Below are 15,452 nucleotides of genomic sequence, written 5' to 3'. Positions count from 1 at the left end.
TCGTCACGGCGAAGGTTGCCGGGGTCGTGAGCGAGCAGGGCGCGGGGGCCGTCGGGTTGCCCGCGGGCATCACCGCCGTGCTGTTCGACCTGGACGGGGTGTTGACCAGCACCGCCGCTGTGCACCAGCGGGCGTGGAAGAAGACGTTCGACGACTTCCTGCGCGAACGGGACGGGGCCGGGTTCTCGCCGTTCACGGAGTCCGACTACCTGCGGTTCGTCGACGGCCGGCCCCGGTACGAAGGGGTGCGGGAGTTCCTGGAGTCGCGGCAGGTCGACCTGCCGAAGGGCGAACCGGACGACGAGCCCGGCCACGGGAGCGTCCACGCCGTCGGGAACCTGAAGAACCGGCTGCTGGAGTCGATCATCGCCCGTGACGGGGTCACGCCGTACCCCGGTTCGGTGCGGTACCTGGAGGCCGTGCGGGAGGCGGGTCTGCCGATCGGCGTCGTGACCGCGTCCGCCAACGGCGAGCTGGTGCTGGAGAAGGCGGGCCTGTCGGCGTTCGTGGACGTCCGGATCGACGGGGTCGTGCTCGCGCGGGACGGGCTCAGGGGCAAGCCCGCCCCGGACTCCTTCCTGGCCGCTGCCGAGGCGCTCGGGGTCGCGCCCGCGTCGGCCGCCGTGTTCGAGGACGCGCTGGCGGGCGTGCAGGCGGGCCGGGCGGGCGCGTTCAGGCACGTCGTGGGCGTGAACCGGGGCAACCAGGCCGACGCGCTGGTCCAGCACGGCGCGGACGTGGTCGTGGACGACCTCGCCGACCTCCTTGGCGGGCGCCGGTGAGCGGCTACGTGGTCGAGCCGTGGCGGTTGCGCTGGTCCGGGCTGGCGGTCGGCGAGCTGCGGCGGACCGAGTCGACGTTCGCCCTGTCCAACGGGCACATCGGGCTGCGCGGCACGCTGGACGAGGGTGAGCCGCGCGGGCTGCCCGGCACGTACCTGAACGGCTTCTACGAGGAGCACCCGCTGCCCTACGGCGAGGCGGGGTACGGGTACCCGGAGGCGGGCCAGACGGTCGTCAACGTGACCGACGGCAAGATCATCCGGCTGCTGGTCGAGGACGAGCCGCTGGACATGCGGTACGGGCGGGCCGTGGAGCACGAGCGGGTGCTGGACTTCCGGACGGGGACGCTGCGCAGGCGCACCGAGTGGGTGTCGCCGACCGGCAAGCGCGTGGTGGTGCGCAGCGAGCGGCTGGTGTCGTTCACCCAGCGCGCGGTCGCGGCCGTGCGCTACGAGGTCGAGGTGGCCGAGGACACGCAACTGGTCGTGCAGTCCGACCTGCTGGCCAACGAGCCGGTCGAGCGCGGCGAGAGCGACCCGCGCGTGGCCGTCGCCCTGGAGGACCCGCTGGTGGCGGACTTCGCGTTCGCGGAGAAGAACCGGGCCGTCCTGGTGCACCACGCGCGCAAGTCCGGGCTGCGGATGGCCGCGGCGATGGACCACGAGATCGAGGTGGACGACGGGATGCGCACCGGCGTCCACGTCGAGGACCACCTCGCCCGGTTCACCGCGGCCGTGGACATGAAGGCCGGGCAGACGCTGCGGTTGACCAAGTACCTCGGCTACGGCTGGTCGGGGCAGCGGTCGGTGCCCGCCCTGCGCGCGCAGGTGGAGGCCGCGCTGGCGGGTGGGCTCCAGACCGGCTGGGAGGGCCTGCTGGAGGAGCAGCGGCGCTTCCTGGACGACTTCTGGGACGTCGCGGACATCCACGTGGACGGCGACGAGGGCCTCCAACAGGCCGTGCGGTTCGCGCTGTTCCACATCATCCAGGCGGGCGCCCGCGGTGAGTCCCGCGCCATACCGGGGAAGGGCCTCACCGGGCCCGGCTACGACGGGCACGCGTTCTGGGACACCGAGACGTTCGTGCTGCCGGTGCTCACCTACACGGTGCCCGAGGCGGCGCGGGACGCGTTGCGGTGGCGGCACTCCACCCTGCACAAGGCCAAGGAACGGGCGGAGGTGCTGGGGCTGCGGGGCGCGGCGTTCCCGTGGCGGTCGATCAACGGCGCCGAGTGCTCGGCGTACTGGCCCGCGGGCACGGCGGCCATGCACGTCTCCGGTGACGTCGCCTACGCCACCGCCCAGTACGTCGACGCGACCGACGACCGGGAGTTCGAGCGCGAGTCGGGCGTCGAGCTGCTCGTGGAGACGGCCAGGCTGTGGCTGTCGCTCGGGCACCACGACCAGCACGGCGGGTTCCGCGTCGACGGCGTGACCGGCCCGGACGAGTACAGCGCCATCGTGGACAACAACGTCTACACCAACCTGATCGCGCAGCGGAACCTGCGTGCCGCCATCGCCGCGTGCGAACGGCACCCCGAGGTGGCCGAACGGCTCGCGGTGGACGTCGAGGAGGTCGCGGACTGGCGCGACGCGGCCGAGCACGTGGTGCTGCCGTTCGACGAGCTGCTCGGTGTGCACCAGCAGTCGGAGGACTTCACCGAGCACGCGGAGTGGGACTTCGGCGCGACCCCGCCGGAGAAGTACCCGCTGCTGCTGCACTACCCGTACTTCGGCCTGTACCGGGCGCAGGTGGTGAAGCAGGCGGACCTGGTGCTCGCCATGCACCTGCGCGGCGACGCGTTCACCCCGGAGCAGAAGGCGCGCAACTTCGCCTACTACGAGGCCAGGACGGTGCGGGACTCCTCGCTGTCGGCGAGCACGCAGGCGGTGCTGGCAGCCGAGGTCGGCCACCTGGACCTCGCCTACGACTACCTGGCCGAGGCGGCGTTCACGGACCTGCACGACCTGCACGACAACGTCCACAACGGACTGCACATGGCGTCGCTCGCGGGCGCGTGGAACGGGGTCGTGGCCGGGTTCGGCGGGATGCGCGACCACGACGGGCACGTGACGTTCGCGCCGCGCCTCCCGCCCGCGCTGAACCGTTTGGCGTTCCGCATGTTCGTGCGCGGGACCCGGCTGTCGGTGGAGATCGGCCGCGAGTCGGTGACCTATCGGATCGTGTCCGGCGGCCCGTTCCGGACGAAGCACCACGGTGAACCGATCGTGGTGGAGGCGGGCAAGGACCTCACGGTGCCGATCCCGCCCGTGCCGCACCGCGACGCGCCGCGGCAGCCGCACGGCAGGCGGCCCGCGCACCGCGGCACCGACTAGGGTGGTGACACAGGTCTCCCGGCGCTCGCCGGGAGACCTGTTGCCAAGCAGCGAATCCTGGCCTACCATTGGTCACGATCTCCGCGGACGATGGCGCAGCCTCCCGCAGAACTCCCCGAAGGCCCCGGGCCCGGTTCTCCTGATGACGACCGCACGCGGCAGGCGCTTTCACCTCATCACCGCGAGTTCCGTCGCGGTACCCGAACCCGCGCCCTGTCGCGGCATCCCCGTCCGGAAAGGACTTCTCCCATGACCAGCTCAACCCTGCTCCGAAACCCCGACCCCGTGGTGGTCGAACAGCTCGTCCCCGTGTCCGGCGTCGTCGACGTGCGGGGGAACTCGACGTTCCTGCGCACGTCCGGCTACCTGCCCGGCCCGAGGGACGCCGTCATCTCGACGCAGATCGCGCACAAGCACGGCCTGCGGCGCGGTGACCTCGTGACCGGTGCGGCCCGCACCCCCCGCGACGACAAGCGGCAGAGGTCGCTCCAACTGGCCAGGGTGGACAGCGTGAACGGCGTCGACCCGCTGAAGTCGCCGTCCCGCAAGGACTTCACCGACCTGGTGCCGATCCACCCGAACGAGCGGCTCCGGCTGGAGACCGCGCCGAACGTCCTGACGACCCGCGTGATCGACCTGCTGATGCCGGTCGGCAAGGGCCAGCGCGCGCTGGTCGTCGCCCCGCCGAAAGCGGGCAAGACCTCTGTCCTGCAAGCCATCGCGCACGCGATCGGCAAGAACAACCCCGAGTGCCACCTGATGGTCGTCCTGGTCGGCGAACGCCCGGAGGAGGTCACGGACATGCGCCGCTCGGTGCCCGGCGAGATCATCGCCTCCACGTTCGACCAGTCCCCCGCCGACCACGTCGCCATCGCCGAACTGGCGATCGAGCGGGCCAAGCGCCTGGTCGAGGACGGCCGGGACGTGGTGGTGCTGCTGGATTCCCTCACCCGGCTCGGCCGGGCCTACAACCTGGCCGCGCCCGCGTCCGGCCGGATCCTGTCCGGTGGCGTGGACTCCAGCGCCCTGCTGCCACCCAAGAAGTTCCTCGGCGCCGCCCGCAACATCGAGGACGGCGGCTCGCTGACCATCTTCGCCACCGCGCTGGTGGAGACGGGGTCGGCGGGCGACACGCTGATCTTCGAGGAGTACAAGGGCACCGGCAACGCCGAGCTGAAGCTCGACCGCCGGATCGCCGGGAAGCGGGTCTTCCCGGCCGTCGACGTCGAGCAGTCCGGCACCCGCAAGGAAGAGCTGCTGCTCTCGCCGGAAGAGCTGGCCGTCACCAGGAAGCTGCGCCGCGCGCTCGACAGCCGCGACACCCTCCAGTCGATCGAGGTCCTGCTCGACGGCCTGCGCAAGACCCGCACCAACATCGAGTTCCTCACCCAGCTCGGCGAGTAGTCGCCCCGTGCGCCTCACCGCGGTCACGACACCAGTGAGAGCAGCACCGCGACCTCGGACTCGTCGTGCGGCAGGTACATCACCCGAACCACCGAGCCGGGCTGCACGTGGCGGATCGCGTTAGGCGGCAACGCCTTCTCCTGCGTCACGTCGAACATGCTCTGGTCGGGCCTGGTGACCCGCAGGGCCAGCACGACGACCGACCGGCCCTGCCGGACCTCGCCGGTGGGCGCCATCGACAGCACGACGGCCTGCGTCTCGGTGCCGTTCCGAGCGATGTGGAGCTGCTGCGGCGTGATGTGCCCCTTGGCCAGTTGCACGTGGTCGAGCGCGGCCTGGAGCTCGTGCTGCGAGGCGTCCGTGGCCAGCGCGACCCGGCCGTCCGGCAGGTACCGCACGGGCAGGACAGCGCCGGGCTGCACGGAGGCCATCTCGGTGAGGTCGACGATCTGGCGGGCGGTGCCGCGGAAGGACCGGCCGTCGGGGGTGTCGACGTCGAGCTGGATGTCGAGCTGCGGCTGGTCGTTGACGCTCAGACCCGTCCTGGCGACACCGACGACCGTGCCCATGCCGATCGGGGCGCCGAAGAACGCCTTGGGCACGCCGCCGGTGAGCGAGGCGAACCCGCCGCCCAGCTTGCCCGCGAAGGAGAACAGCATCGGCGCGACGAACAGCAGGATGATCGGCCCGGCCATCCAGCCGTTGAGCCAGGAGAACTGGTCCTCACCGGTCAGGCCGGTGGCGACGAACAGGGCGGTGCAGACGAGCCCGACCAGGAGCACGATCCAGGCGATGGCCTTCATGGTTCTTTCCTCTTTCTCGTTGGTGTCGAAAGTGTTGTCAGGAGGGGTTGCCGAGGAAGTCGGTCGCGCCGATGGTCACGGCGACCACCCGGCCGTCCGCTCCCGCGGTGGCGAGCACGTCACCCGCCGCGACGACCGCGGTGCCGTCGGCCCTGGTGACCGCCCGCTGGGGTGAGGAGTCGACGGCCAGCGAGCCGGTGACCGCGCCGGTCGTGAGCGAGACCGAGCTGAGTTCGGTGCCGATGTCGTTCACCGAGCGGTTGTGCTTGACGAGCACGTGCCCCGCCGCCGCTCCGGCGGCCGTCCCGCCGTCGAGCACGATGGACGCGTTGTGGAACGCGGTCTCGCCGAGTTGGGTCTCGCCGCCGTCGGCGCCGACGCGGACCAGGACGCTGCCCGGCCCACCGGCCGGTCGGGGACGGACCTCGACGACGTCACCCGAGCCGAGCGCGGCCTTGTTGGCCGTGGCCGGGGAGCTGCTGGGCCTGGCCGAGAGCGTCGCGATCCAGACCGCCGTGGTGGCCTGGTCGGTCGGCGTGGCGGCCACCGCGTCCAGCGGCAGCGCCAGCACGGCGCCGGTGGCGTTCATCGCCAGCACCCGCCGGTTCGCGGCGTCATAGCCGTAGGCCGACGGCGCGGCCACGTAGGAGCCGCCGATCCCTTCGATCTCGGAGCCCTGGGCGACGACCGCGCCGTCGTGCAGGTCCACGATCACCAGCCCGGACCCGGTGGCGAGGTAGGCGTACCGGTCCCCCGCGGCCAGCACCTGGGCGTCCCAGATGAGTTCGTCGGAGAGCTGCACGTCCCACAGCACCTCGCCGGTCGCCGGGTCGGCCGCGGCGAGCCGCACCTGGAACATGTCCCGCACCATGAGCTGGAACATGCCCCGCGAGCCGTGCCGCTCGTAGGGCACCAGCACCGCCTGGCGGCCGTTCACCGCGGCGAAGCCGACACCGGGCTTGACCTCGATGTCCGGATCGGGCGACACCAGGTAGGAGAAGCCGAAGAACATGAAGCCGAAGAACAGCAGCGGGATCAGGAACAGGAAGGGCGCCTTCCGACGGCGGCGGACCGGCCGGGGCATCTCGTAGGGGGCGACCTTGCTGAAGGCCTGCGGTGTGTAGTCCTGCGGTGACTGGTACATGTGGGTGGCTCCCCCGGCTCGTCGTCCGTCGTGGGGAGAGCTTGCGGCGGAGGTTCCGCCTACCGATCACAGAAACCGTGCGGTGACACTAGGCTCGGGTGGTGAGCACCGTCCGCACGCAGGCACAACCCGCCGAGGTGGCGTTGCCGCGCGGGCTGCTCATCGCGCAGGCATGGTCGGCGCTGGGTGACGCGGTGGCGCCGCTGAGCAACCCCGAGGGCCGTCCGCTGGCCCGCACGGTGAAGCTCATCCTCGACCCGCTCGTGCTGCGTCCGGTGCAGAACCCGCGGTTCGCCGCCGGGGCCGTCGGCATCGAGCACGTCGACGCGCTGCGCGACCGGATCACCGAGGCCGGGCCCGTGCTGGCGGCGACGGCCGCCTGGTTCCTGGTGGTGAAGAAGGAGCGCCGCAAGGCGGGCATCACCGACGGCAACCCGCAGGACCTCTACTTCCAGCGCTGCTACGAGCTGGCCTCCGCCCACGGCGACCCGCGCCTCGACCCCGCCGCGGTCGCGGGCCGGGCCGCCGCCGTCCTCGCCGAGGCGCACCGGCGGGAGGGCCCGACGCTCGCCGGGCTCCGCGACTTCGTGACCGGCCACGACGCCGAGCTGACCCGGCTGCTCGACACCGCGTGGGCCCACCCGCCCGTGCCGCGCCGCGAACCGGGCCCCGCGCGGCCCGAGGCGTTCCTCGCCACCTGCGCGACCACCCCCGACCGCGCCCTGTTCGCCGCGCTGGTCGCGGACTCGGCGGGCAGCAGGAGCGCGGCCGAACTGGACCTGCCGGGTGGGGCGCGGGTGCGCGGCCTGACCGACCTCGACCGCCCGGCGCGCCCGGTCCTGGGGCACGGCGCTGCCAAGCAGAACCTGCCGAAGCCGTTCGACCGGTCCGTGGTGGAACGGCTGTTCGGCGCGGTGACGAGCCCGCTGCGCGACGCGCTGGACGACGTGCCCGCGTTGGTGCGGCAGGAGATCTCCCGGTCGGCGGGCCCGTGGCAGTTGGCAGACGAGACCGGCAGGGTCGTGCTGGCGCTGGGCTGGGAGGCGACCGTCGCGCTGGTCGGCGGGCCACCGGGTCCGGCCGGTGGGGCGACCGCTCGGCTGCGGCTGCGCTGGGACCGCGAGGCGTACGTGCACCGCGCCCTGCGGATGCCGTCGTCCATGCCGGACGGCGTCCGGGCCGATGTGGACGGTGTCCGCGAGGCCTACCAGCGGCGGCTGTGGGTGCGGGTGCACGGCCGCGAGCTGCGGCACGACACCGTGACGGCCGACGAGCTGTGGGACGTGCTCGACGGCGTGCTGCGCTCGGTGGTCCTCGACCAGCGCGACCGACTGCGGTCCGCGCTCGAACGCCGGTCCGCCGGGGGGCCGTCATGAGGGTCGAGCGCACCGAGGCCGGGGTGCTGGTCGGCGCCTGGCCCGCGCACGCCGAGCGGACGGCGCTGCTCGAGGCGCGCGGAGCGCTGCTGGCCTGGGACGTCCTGGCCGACGACCCCGTGCCGAGCGCCCGGATCCACGACCTCGACCGGGCGGCCGACTGGCTGTGGGAGGTCTACGGGACGGCCGCGGCGGCGATCACGAGCGGCGCGGCCGAGGTGACCGTGCCCGCGGAGGGCGACTGGCGGGTGCGCGACGCGTGCCGGGTCGTCGCCCACCTGGGCTGGGCCGACGCGTGGTGGCCCGCCTCCCCGACGGCAGGCGTCCCGGCGCTGGACCCGGCTCTCCTGCGGGCCGAACTGGCGGTCGCGACCGGCTCGGTCGAGCACCTGCTGGACGCCGAGGACGCCGTCGAACGGGCGCTGGCCGCAGTCGGGCCGTTCACCGCCGACCCCGCCGTCGACGCCCTCGCCGCGCGGCTCGTCGCGCTGGCCGAGGACTACGGCGTCGTGCTCGCCGAGGCCGCCGTGCCGAGCCGGTCGTCGTTCGCGCTGGCGGCGGGCGGCGGCGAGCAGGCGGAGGGCGTGACCGTCCTCAGTGGAGCAGACGCGGTGGACTGGGCGTTGGTGCCGCAGGGGGTCGTGGACGCGGCGGCCGACGCGCGGTGGTCACTCGTCCGGAGGCAGGGCTCGACCTTCCTGGAGGTCGCGGTCTCCCCCGGCCCTCGATCCGGCCCTCCGCTGGCCGCGCGCTTCGGCCAGGTCGAGGTGGCGCTCGACGACACCGACGGCCTGGGCCGCGTCACCGGTCGCGCGCCCGTCCCCCCGACCGTGCTCCTGCTGCCGCCTGCGCAGCGCGTGCTCACCGTGTACGCCCCCGACTTCGCCTCTCCCGCGGCCGGACCGGACCCGGACGCCCGCACGCGACGGGCCGCGATCGTCGCCCGCGCGCGGTCCAGGGTCGGCTCGCCGACGGCGACACTCACCGAGCGGCTGGCGGGCCGCAGGTGACCTGCGCGGCCCTCAAGGACGAGGGCCTTCGACTGCTCCAGTCCGGCGACTTGGCGGGCGCCGAGACCGTGCTGCGCGCCGCGTACGACGCCGCGACCACCCCGGCCGAGCGCGTGACCACCCTGCTGAACCTGGTGTTCACCGTGGACGCCGCGCAGGCGCACGCCCTGCTGACCGAGGCCCTCGGTCTGGCCGACGCCGCCCTGCGGGCCACCGTGCTCGCGTCCCGCGCGGAGACCCTGCTCCACCTGGGCCGGTGGGACGACGCCTGGGCGGACACCGAACTCGGGCTGGTCGACGCCGGTCCGAGGGACGAGGCGCTGCTGCGGACCGTGCGGACCGGGCTGCTGATCGTCGTGGGCAGGCTGGAGGAGGCGCGCGGCGAGGCGCTGGTCGCGCAACGGCACCCGGAGTTCGCTGAACAGGCGCGGGCGACGCTGGCGCACATCGCGGCGGCCCCGCCGTGGCAGGCGTGCGTCGCGCTGAACGTCCGCGGCGCCGCGCTGGCGCAGGCGGGTGACGTGAGCGGGGCCGTCGAGGCGTACGAGGCCGCGTACCGGGCCACCCTGCTCTCCGACGACGCCGAGGCCGTGGCGTGCCGGGCCGCCATCGCGGGCAACCTCGCGAACCTGGTGGACGCCGTGCGGTGGAGCACCGAGGCGATCGACCTGGCCCGTTCCGCGCCCGTCCAGGCCGACGTGCTGGTCAACGCCCTGCTCGTGCGCGCCCAGCACCTCGGGCACGCCTCCCGCGTCACCGAGGCGCTGGCGGACCTGACCGAGGCCGCCCGGTACGCCGACACCGTGGCGCTGCGGGCCGTCCGCGCCAGGGTGCTGGCCACGAACGGGCTGTTCGGCGAGGCCTCCACCGAGGCGACGGCCGCGCTCGACCTCGCCTACGCGGGCCAACCGGAACTCGCCGCGGGCCTGCACGTGACGCTCGCCGAGATCGCGGGGTCGACCGGTGACCTCGCGGGCAGCGCCGAGCACCACGCGCTCGCCCGCGACCTGGCCGCCGCCACGGGGGACCGGCCCACCGAGGCGGGCGCGCTGCTCAGCCTCGCCCGCCTCGCCTACCTGGGCTCCGACAACGACCGGGCGGAAGCCCTCTTCGCCGGGGCCGCCGACCTCCTGCACGACGACCCGCGCAGGCTCGCGGTGTGCCTGCACGGCCGCGCCGCCATCGCGATCAGCCGCGGCGCCCCTGCCGACGCCCTGCCGCTGCTCGACGAGGTGCGCGACCGGCTCGGCGACCAGGCGACCCCCGTCGAGCTGATCGCGCTGCACCAGGTCAGGGGCAGCGCGCTGGAGGCGCTCGACGACCACGCCGGGGCCGACGAGGAGTACGCCGTCGCCACGGCCGTCTGCGAACGGGCCGGGCTGCGGCACGTGGCGATCGGCATCGCCTGGTGGCGCGCCGACGCGATCCTCCGGACCGCGACCGCCGCCGACGTCGACCTGTGCCGCCGGGCGCTGGACCTGGCCCTGCCCGCCGCGCTGGCCGCCGAGGCCGTGCGCCACCGCTTCGCCCACGGCCCGCTGCGCGAACGCTGGATCGCGCTGGCCGCCGCGCCCGCGACCCGTGCCGCGTTCACCGCCATCGGCTCGCTCGGCGACGTGCGGTTGGCCGCCGCGTACGTCGACCACCTGACCGCGACGGTCTCGCTGCACACCGAGGCGAGCCAGGCGTTCGCCCGCGAGGAGCTGGTGACGCTGCCCGCCCCGCCCGCCGAGGACCACCTGCCGTACGCGGCCTCGTTCCCGCGGGTCGCGAGCGCGGACCTCACCGCGGACTTCCTGCTGCCGCCCCGAGTTCGCGTCGACCCGGCCGTCCCGTCACCGCTGGACCCGTGGATCGACGAGGCCCAGCGGCGCTACGGCCTGCCCGTGCGCTCCGCCGAGGCGGTGTCCGCGTGGTAGCCGTGCAGCTCAAGTTCGTGGACGCGGGCGACCTGTACGCGTCGTGGCGCTGGGAGCACGAACCCGACCGGCCCCGCGCGTGGCGGTTCCCCCGCGCGCTGGTCGAGGAGGCGCTGGCCGACTGGGCCCGCGCGGTCCCGTCACCGCTGCCGGGCGAACGCGCCGACCAGGCGCTGGTCCGGTCCCTCACCCACGGCCCGCTGCTCGACCTCGCGCGGGAGACCGAGCTGTCCGGCCGGTTGGCGCGCGCCGTGTTCCCCGGTCAGCTCGGCGGTGAGCTGAACTCCTTGCTGGAGCAGGGGATCCGCCCGCACCTGCGCGTCCAGTCGTCCCCGTCGACCGCGCTGGTGCCGTGGGAGTCGCTGCGGGTCGACGAGGGCGAGCGGACCGTGCACCACTCCGACGTCTCCGTGCTCACCCCGGCGACGGTCCGCAACGCCCACGGCCGCCGCGTGTCCCCGTTCAGTCCACACGGGACGGTCGTCTCGGTGGTCGACCCGGTGGTGCCCGGCTTCGCCGACGACTCGGCGCTGGGTTCCGTGCTGGGGCCGGACTCTCCGTTCGACCGGTCCACTGTGGACCGCGACGACCTGGAACGGGCGCTGGCCGACGCTTCCCGCTTCCTCTACGTCGGCCACGTGACCACCGGCGACCACGCCCTCGACTCCCGCCTGCACCTCTCGTGCGACACCACCTCGACCGGCCGCGCCGCACCGATCGGCGCCCACCGCCCCCTCACGGCGGCCGACATCGCGCTGGGCCACCGCCCCGGAGCGCCGAGCCCGTGGCGGCTCCCCAACCGCGTCGCCCTGATCGCCTGCGACAGCGGCGGCGACACCCGCTTCGCCGAACCGACCGGCCTGGTGGCGGCCGTCGTCCACGGCGGCGCCGAGTACACCACCGCGACCCGCTGGACCCTGCCCACCGACGCGGGCCTGCGCCACCTCGTCCCGAACTTCCCGACCACCCCGGTCCTGCTCCCCGCGGTGCGGGCGATCGACCACGCCCAGTCCGCCCCGGACCCGGTCGCCGCCCAGTGCGCCTGGCAACGCGACCAGGCCGACGAGTGGGAACGAACCGGCGACCCGACCCGCTCCCCCGTCATCTGGGCCGCGTTCGGCACGGCCTGGACACCCGCGCCGCGCTGACCTACTCGTCCAGGTCGATCGCCGTCAGCCCGACCCGCACCGGCACCTCCAGCGGCAGCAGCACCCGGAACCGCGTGTCGCCCGGTTCGGAGTCGACCAGGATGTCGCCGTGGTGCTTCTTCACGACGATCCGCCACGAGATCTCCAGCCCGAGGCCGGTGCCCTCGCCGACGGCCTTCGTGGTGAAGAACGGTTCGAAGATGCGGCCCTTCACCTCCGGTGGGATGCCGGTGCCGGTGTCGCCGATCTCCACGACCACCCGGTCGTCCAGGCGGGACGTGCGGACGGTCAGGGTGCCGGTGCCGCGCATGGCGCCCAGCGCGTTGTCGACGAGGTTCGTCCACACCTGGTTCAGCTCGCCCGCGAACGCGGGGATCGGGGGGAGCGAGCGGTCGTAGTCCTTCACCACGTGGACGCCCTCGGGGATCTTGCTGCCGAGCATGACGAGCGTGGAGTCGAGCAGTTCGTGCACGTCGACGACCTGGAACGGCGCGCGGTCGAGTTGCGAGTACTGCTTGGCCGCGCCGACGAGCGTGGACACCCTGGTGGTGGCGTCCTCGATCTCGTTCATCAGCGTCTCGGTCTCGACGGTGTAGGCGAGCCAGCGGACGGCCGCCTCCGTCGCCGAGTTCGGGCACAGGCTCGCGGCCTCGTCCAGCCACTCGACGTCCAGGCCGCCCGCCACCAGCGTCGGGGCCAGGTCCCAGCCGCCCCGGACGCCGTGGTCCTCCAGCCAGTCGCCGACCTCGTCCTCGCGGTCGTTGGTCTCCAGCGGCCCGAGCTTCGGGGCCTTGGCGACGCGCTCGACGGCGTTCTCCTGGAGCTTCACCAGCGCGGGCAGGGTTTCCGGGTCGATCTTGCCGCTGGCGAGCATCGCCAGCTTGTGCCGCATCCCGGCGACCCGCTCGCGCAGCGCGGCCGTCGCCCGGACCGCCGCCGCGGCCGGGTTGTTCAGCTCGTGCGTCAGGCCGGCCGACAGCGATCCGAGCGCCAGCAGGCGTTCGCGGTCGTTGACGATGCGCTGGGTGGTCTGCATCCCGAGGAACAGGCCCTCCAGCAGGTGCATGGCCATCGGGAACCACTCGCGGATGGCGGGACCGAACTCGTCGGCGTCCAACTGGTACATCACGGTGTCCGTGATGGACTCCACGGTCATCCGGTAGGTCGGCGACGGCTGCACCTCGCCCCGCAGGTACGCCTGCGTGGCGCCGAAGTACGAGCCGCGGTGGTCCGTGCGGCTCGTCTCCACCCGCTGTCCGCCGACGTTGCGGCACAACGCGATCGTGCCTTCCAGCAGCACGAAGAAGCACGTCGCCGGTTCACCCTCGGTGTGCACGGGGACGCCCGCCGCGCGGGTCTCCACCTGGCCGTGCTCCACCAGCCAGGCCAACTGGTCCTCCGAGAGGTGTTCGAACAGGAACAGCTCCCGCAGCTCGTCCGCGGTCAGGTTCGACACGGCCGTCACGACCTCTCCAGGTAGCGGTGCACCAGCGTCACGGCCATCGCGCCCTCGCCGACGGCCGACGCCACGCGCTTCACCGAGTCGGCGCGCACGTCGCCCGCGACGAACACGCCGGGCACGCTGGTCTCCAGGTGGTACGGCGGCCGGTCGAGGGCCCAGCCGTCGGGTGCGCCGCCGTCCGCGGTCAGGTCCGGGCCCGCGAGGAGGAACCCGCGCTCGTCGCGCGACACCGTCCCCTCCAGCCAGTCCGTGCGGGGCGCGGCGCCGATGAAGGCGAACAGCCAGGACGCCTCGACGGTGGTCTTCTCGCCGGTCGCGTTGTGCAGCAGCGTCAACGACTCCAGGTGGTCGTCGCCGGTGCCGCCGACGACCTCCGTGCAGGTGCGGACCTCGATGTTCGGCACGCCCGCGAGCTGGTCGATCAGGTAGCGCGACATCGAGCGGTCCAGCGAGTCGGCGCGGATCACCAGCACGACGCGGCGGGCGTGGCGGGAGAAGTACATGGCCGCCTGGCCCGCGGAGTTCGCGCCACCGACGAGGTAGACGTCCTGGCCGGCGCAACTCGGGCCCTCGGTGGTGGCCGCGCCGTAGAACACGCCCCGGCCCGCCAGGTGGTCCAGGCCGGGCGCGCCGAGCATCCGGTAGGACACGCCGGTCGCCAGGATCACCGTGTGCGCGGCCAGTTCCGTGCCGTCGTCGAACCTCACGACCCGCGCGGCCCCGCGCTGCTCCAGCGCCACCACGTCGCGGGTGGTCAGCATCTCCACGTCGAACTTCAACGCCTGCCTGCGCGCCCGTTCGGTGAGCTGCTCGCCGGACACGCCGTCCGGGAAGCCGAGGTAGTTCTCGATCCGGCTGCTGGTGCCCGCCTGGCCGCCGGTGGCCACGCGCTCGACCAGCACGGTCCGCAGGCCTTCCGAGCCGCCGTACACCGCGGCGCCCAAGCCCGCCGGGCCGCCGCCGACCACGATCAGGTCGTAGAAGTCCGCGGACGGCTGCGTGCTCAACCCGACGCGCGCGGCCAGCTCGGCGTCCGTCGGCCGGACCAGCGGCTCACCCTCCGGCGTCACGACCACGGGCAGGTCCGAGCCGTCCAGGCCCGCCGCGGCGAGCAGGCGCGCGGCCTCGCAGTCGCCGTCGTCGAGCGAGTGCCAGCGGAACGGCACGGAGTTGCGCGCCAGGAAGTCGCGCACCTCGTAGGAGCGCGGCGACCAGCGGTGCCCGACGACCCTGACCTGCCGCGCGGGCTGCCGGTCGGTCACCGACCAGGCGTGCAGCAGCTCGTCCAGCACCGGGTAGAGCTTCTCCTCCGGCGGGTCCCACGGCTTGAACAGGTAGTGGTCGAGGTCGACCACGTTGATGGCCTGGATCGCGGCCTCGGTGTCGGCGTACGCGGTCAGCAGTACCCGCCTGGCCTGCGGGAACAGGTCCATGGCCTCTTCGAGGAACTCGATGCCGCTCATCCGCGGCATCCGGTAGTCCGCGAGCAGCGCGGCCACCTCCTCGCCGCGCAGCTTGATCTCCCGCAGCGCTTCGAGGGCTTGGGCGCCGGACTCCGCGCGGACGATCCGGTAGGTCTCGCCGTAGTGCCTGCGCAGGTCCCGTGCGACGGCCCTGGACACGCTGGGGTCGTCGTCCACCGTGAGGATCGAGGGTCGCGAGACCCTGGCGGTCTCGGCGGGCGGGGGTGTCGTCATGCCGCCCAGTCAAGCAGCGCGACCGGCCGCCGTCATCTGCACACCCGTCTGCCCTGGGCGTAAGTTCTGCTCGGGACGACCACCGACGCGAGGAGCACCCATGACCGCCGTCACCTGCGAGCACGCCGCCGAGCTCGGCGAGGCGCCGGAACCGAGCACGCTCGACGGGTGCGAGGACTGCCTCGCGGGCGGCGGCCGCTGGGTCCACCTGCGACTCTGCCTCTCCTGCGGCAAGGTCGGGTGCTGCGACTCCTCACCCGCGAAGCACGCGAGCAAGCACGCGGCCGAATCCGGGCACCCGGTCATCCGGTCGTTCGAGCCCGGCGAGACCTGGCGCTGGTGCTTCGTCGACCAGACGACCGTCTGACCCC

Annotated in this window: 11 protein-coding genes and 1 pseudogene; 8 read left to right on the top strand and 4 right to left on the bottom strand. The window is 73.6% G+C overall.

All coding sequences use genetic code 11. The features are described from left to right. Window positions 1-26: 26 nt before the first annotated feature. The 3 genes and pseudogenes from NZH93_RS11865 to NZH93_RS11855 all read left to right on the top strand — a co-directional run. A complete protein-coding gene (locus NZH93_RS11865) occupies window positions 27-782 on the top strand; it encodes an HAD family hydrolase (RefSeq protein ID WP_259623151.1) in 756 nt (251 codons plus the stop codon). Next, window positions 779-3,118, top strand: a complete 2,340-nt coding sequence (locus NZH93_RS11860) for a glycoside hydrolase family 65 protein (RefSeq protein ID WP_259623048.1) — start codon at window positions 779-781, stop codon at window positions 3,116-3,118. Before NZH93_RS11865 ends, NZH93_RS11860 begins: the two co-directional genes overlap by 4 nt. Before the next feature lie 120 nt (window positions 3,119-3,238). Further along, a pseudogene (locus NZH93_RS11855) lies at window positions 3,239-4,522 on the top strand (transcription termination factor Rho, short form); the annotation flags it as partial. A gap of 23 nt (window positions 4,523-4,545) precedes the next feature. Here NZH93_RS11855 and NZH93_RS11850 read toward each other — a convergent pair. Both NZH93_RS11850 and NZH93_RS11845 read right to left on the bottom strand, forming a co-directional pair. Further along, window positions 4,546-5,325: a hypothetical protein gene (locus NZH93_RS11850; RefSeq protein WP_259623047.1), complete on the bottom strand. Its 780-nt coding sequence runs from the start codon at window positions 5,323-5,325 to the stop codon at window positions 4,546-4,548. A gap of 37 nt (window positions 5,326-5,362) precedes the next feature. Beyond that, window positions 5,363-6,469, bottom strand: coding sequence for a PA2928 family protein (locus NZH93_RS11845; RefSeq protein ID WP_259623046.1), 1,107 nt, complete (start codon window positions 6,467-6,469; stop codon window positions 5,363-5,365). A 101-nt stretch (window positions 6,470-6,570) separates the two neighbouring features. Between NZH93_RS11845 and NZH93_RS11840 the strand changes: the two genes are divergently transcribed. From NZH93_RS11840 to NZH93_RS11825, 4 genes are read left to right on the top strand one after another with little or no spacing between them, the layout of a single operon-like run. Continuing rightward, complete coding sequence (locus tag NZH93_RS11840) at window positions 6,571-7,845, top strand: hypothetical protein (RefSeq protein ID WP_259623045.1); 1,275 nt, start codon at window positions 6,571-6,573, stop codon at window positions 7,843-7,845. Then, window positions 7,842-8,855: a hypothetical protein gene (locus tag NZH93_RS11835; protein WP_259623044.1), complete on the top strand. Its 1,014-nt coding sequence runs from the start codon at window positions 7,842-7,844 to the stop codon at window positions 8,853-8,855. Before NZH93_RS11840 ends, NZH93_RS11835 begins: the two co-directional genes overlap by 4 nt. After that, window positions 8,852-10,774: a hypothetical protein gene (locus NZH93_RS11830; protein ID WP_259623043.1), complete on the top strand. Its 1,923-nt coding sequence runs from the start codon at window positions 8,852-8,854 to the stop codon at window positions 10,772-10,774. The genes NZH93_RS11835 and NZH93_RS11830 overlap by 4 nt, the downstream gene beginning before the upstream one ends. Beyond that, entirely contained in the window at window positions 10,768-11,922 is a 1,155-nt protein-coding gene (locus NZH93_RS11825) for a CHAT domain-containing protein (protein ID WP_259623042.1), read from the top strand. Before NZH93_RS11830 ends, NZH93_RS11825 begins: the two co-directional genes overlap by 7 nt. A 1-nt stretch (window position 11,923) precedes the next feature. On the opposite strand, the gene NZH93_RS11820 is transcribed toward NZH93_RS11825, so the two are convergent. Beyond that, entirely contained in the window at window positions 11,924-13,378 is a 1,455-nt protein-coding gene (locus NZH93_RS11820) for an ATP-binding protein (RefSeq protein ID WP_259623150.1), read from the bottom strand. A gap of 5 nt (window positions 13,379-13,383) precedes the next feature. Beyond that, the gene (locus NZH93_RS11815) at window positions 13,384-15,081 is read right to left on the bottom strand and encodes an NAD(P)/FAD-dependent oxidoreductase (RefSeq protein WP_259623041.1); all 1,698 of its coding nucleotides are present in this window, start codon (window positions 15,079-15,081) and stop codon (window positions 13,384-13,386) included. A gap of 100 nt (window positions 15,082-15,181) precedes the next feature. Between NZH93_RS11815 and NZH93_RS11810 the strand changes: the two genes are divergently transcribed. Further along, window positions 15,182-15,448, top strand: coding sequence for a UBP-type zinc finger domain-containing protein (locus tag NZH93_RS11810; RefSeq protein ID WP_259623040.1), 267 nt, complete (start codon window positions 15,182-15,184; stop codon window positions 15,446-15,448). The last annotated feature ends 4 nt before the right edge of the window (window positions 15,449-15,452 follow it).

Origin of the sequence: Umezawaea endophytica (assembly GCF_025061645.1) — a bacterium.
In the GTDB taxonomy this organism is placed as follows: domain Bacteria; phylum Actinomycetota; class Actinomycetes; order Mycobacteriales; family Pseudonocardiaceae; genus Umezawaea; species Umezawaea endophytica.
Note: the sequence above shows the minus strand (reverse complement) of the source record. Positions and strands in the feature narration are given on the sequence as shown.

Coding starts and splice junctions, on each gene's coding strand:
- NZH93_RS11850 (WP_259623047.1), bottom strand. CDS start 5,325: ATGAAGGCCATCGCCTGGATCGTGCTCCTGGTCGGGCTCGTCTGCACC.
- NZH93_RS11845 (WP_259623046.1), bottom strand. CDS start 6,469: ATGTACCAGTCACCGCAGGACTACACACCGCAGGCCTTCAGCAAGGTC.
- NZH93_RS11835 (WP_259623044.1), top strand. CDS start 7,842: ATGAGGGTCGAGCGCACCGAGGCCGGGGTGCTGGTCGGCGCCTGGCCC.
- NZH93_RS11815 (WP_259623041.1), bottom strand. CDS start 15,081: ATGACGACACCCCCGCCCGCCGAGACCGCCAGGGTCTCGCGACCCTCG.
- NZH93_RS11810 (WP_259623040.1), top strand. CDS start 15,182: ATGACCGCCGTCACCTGCGAGCACGCCGCCGAGCTCGGCGAGGCGCCG.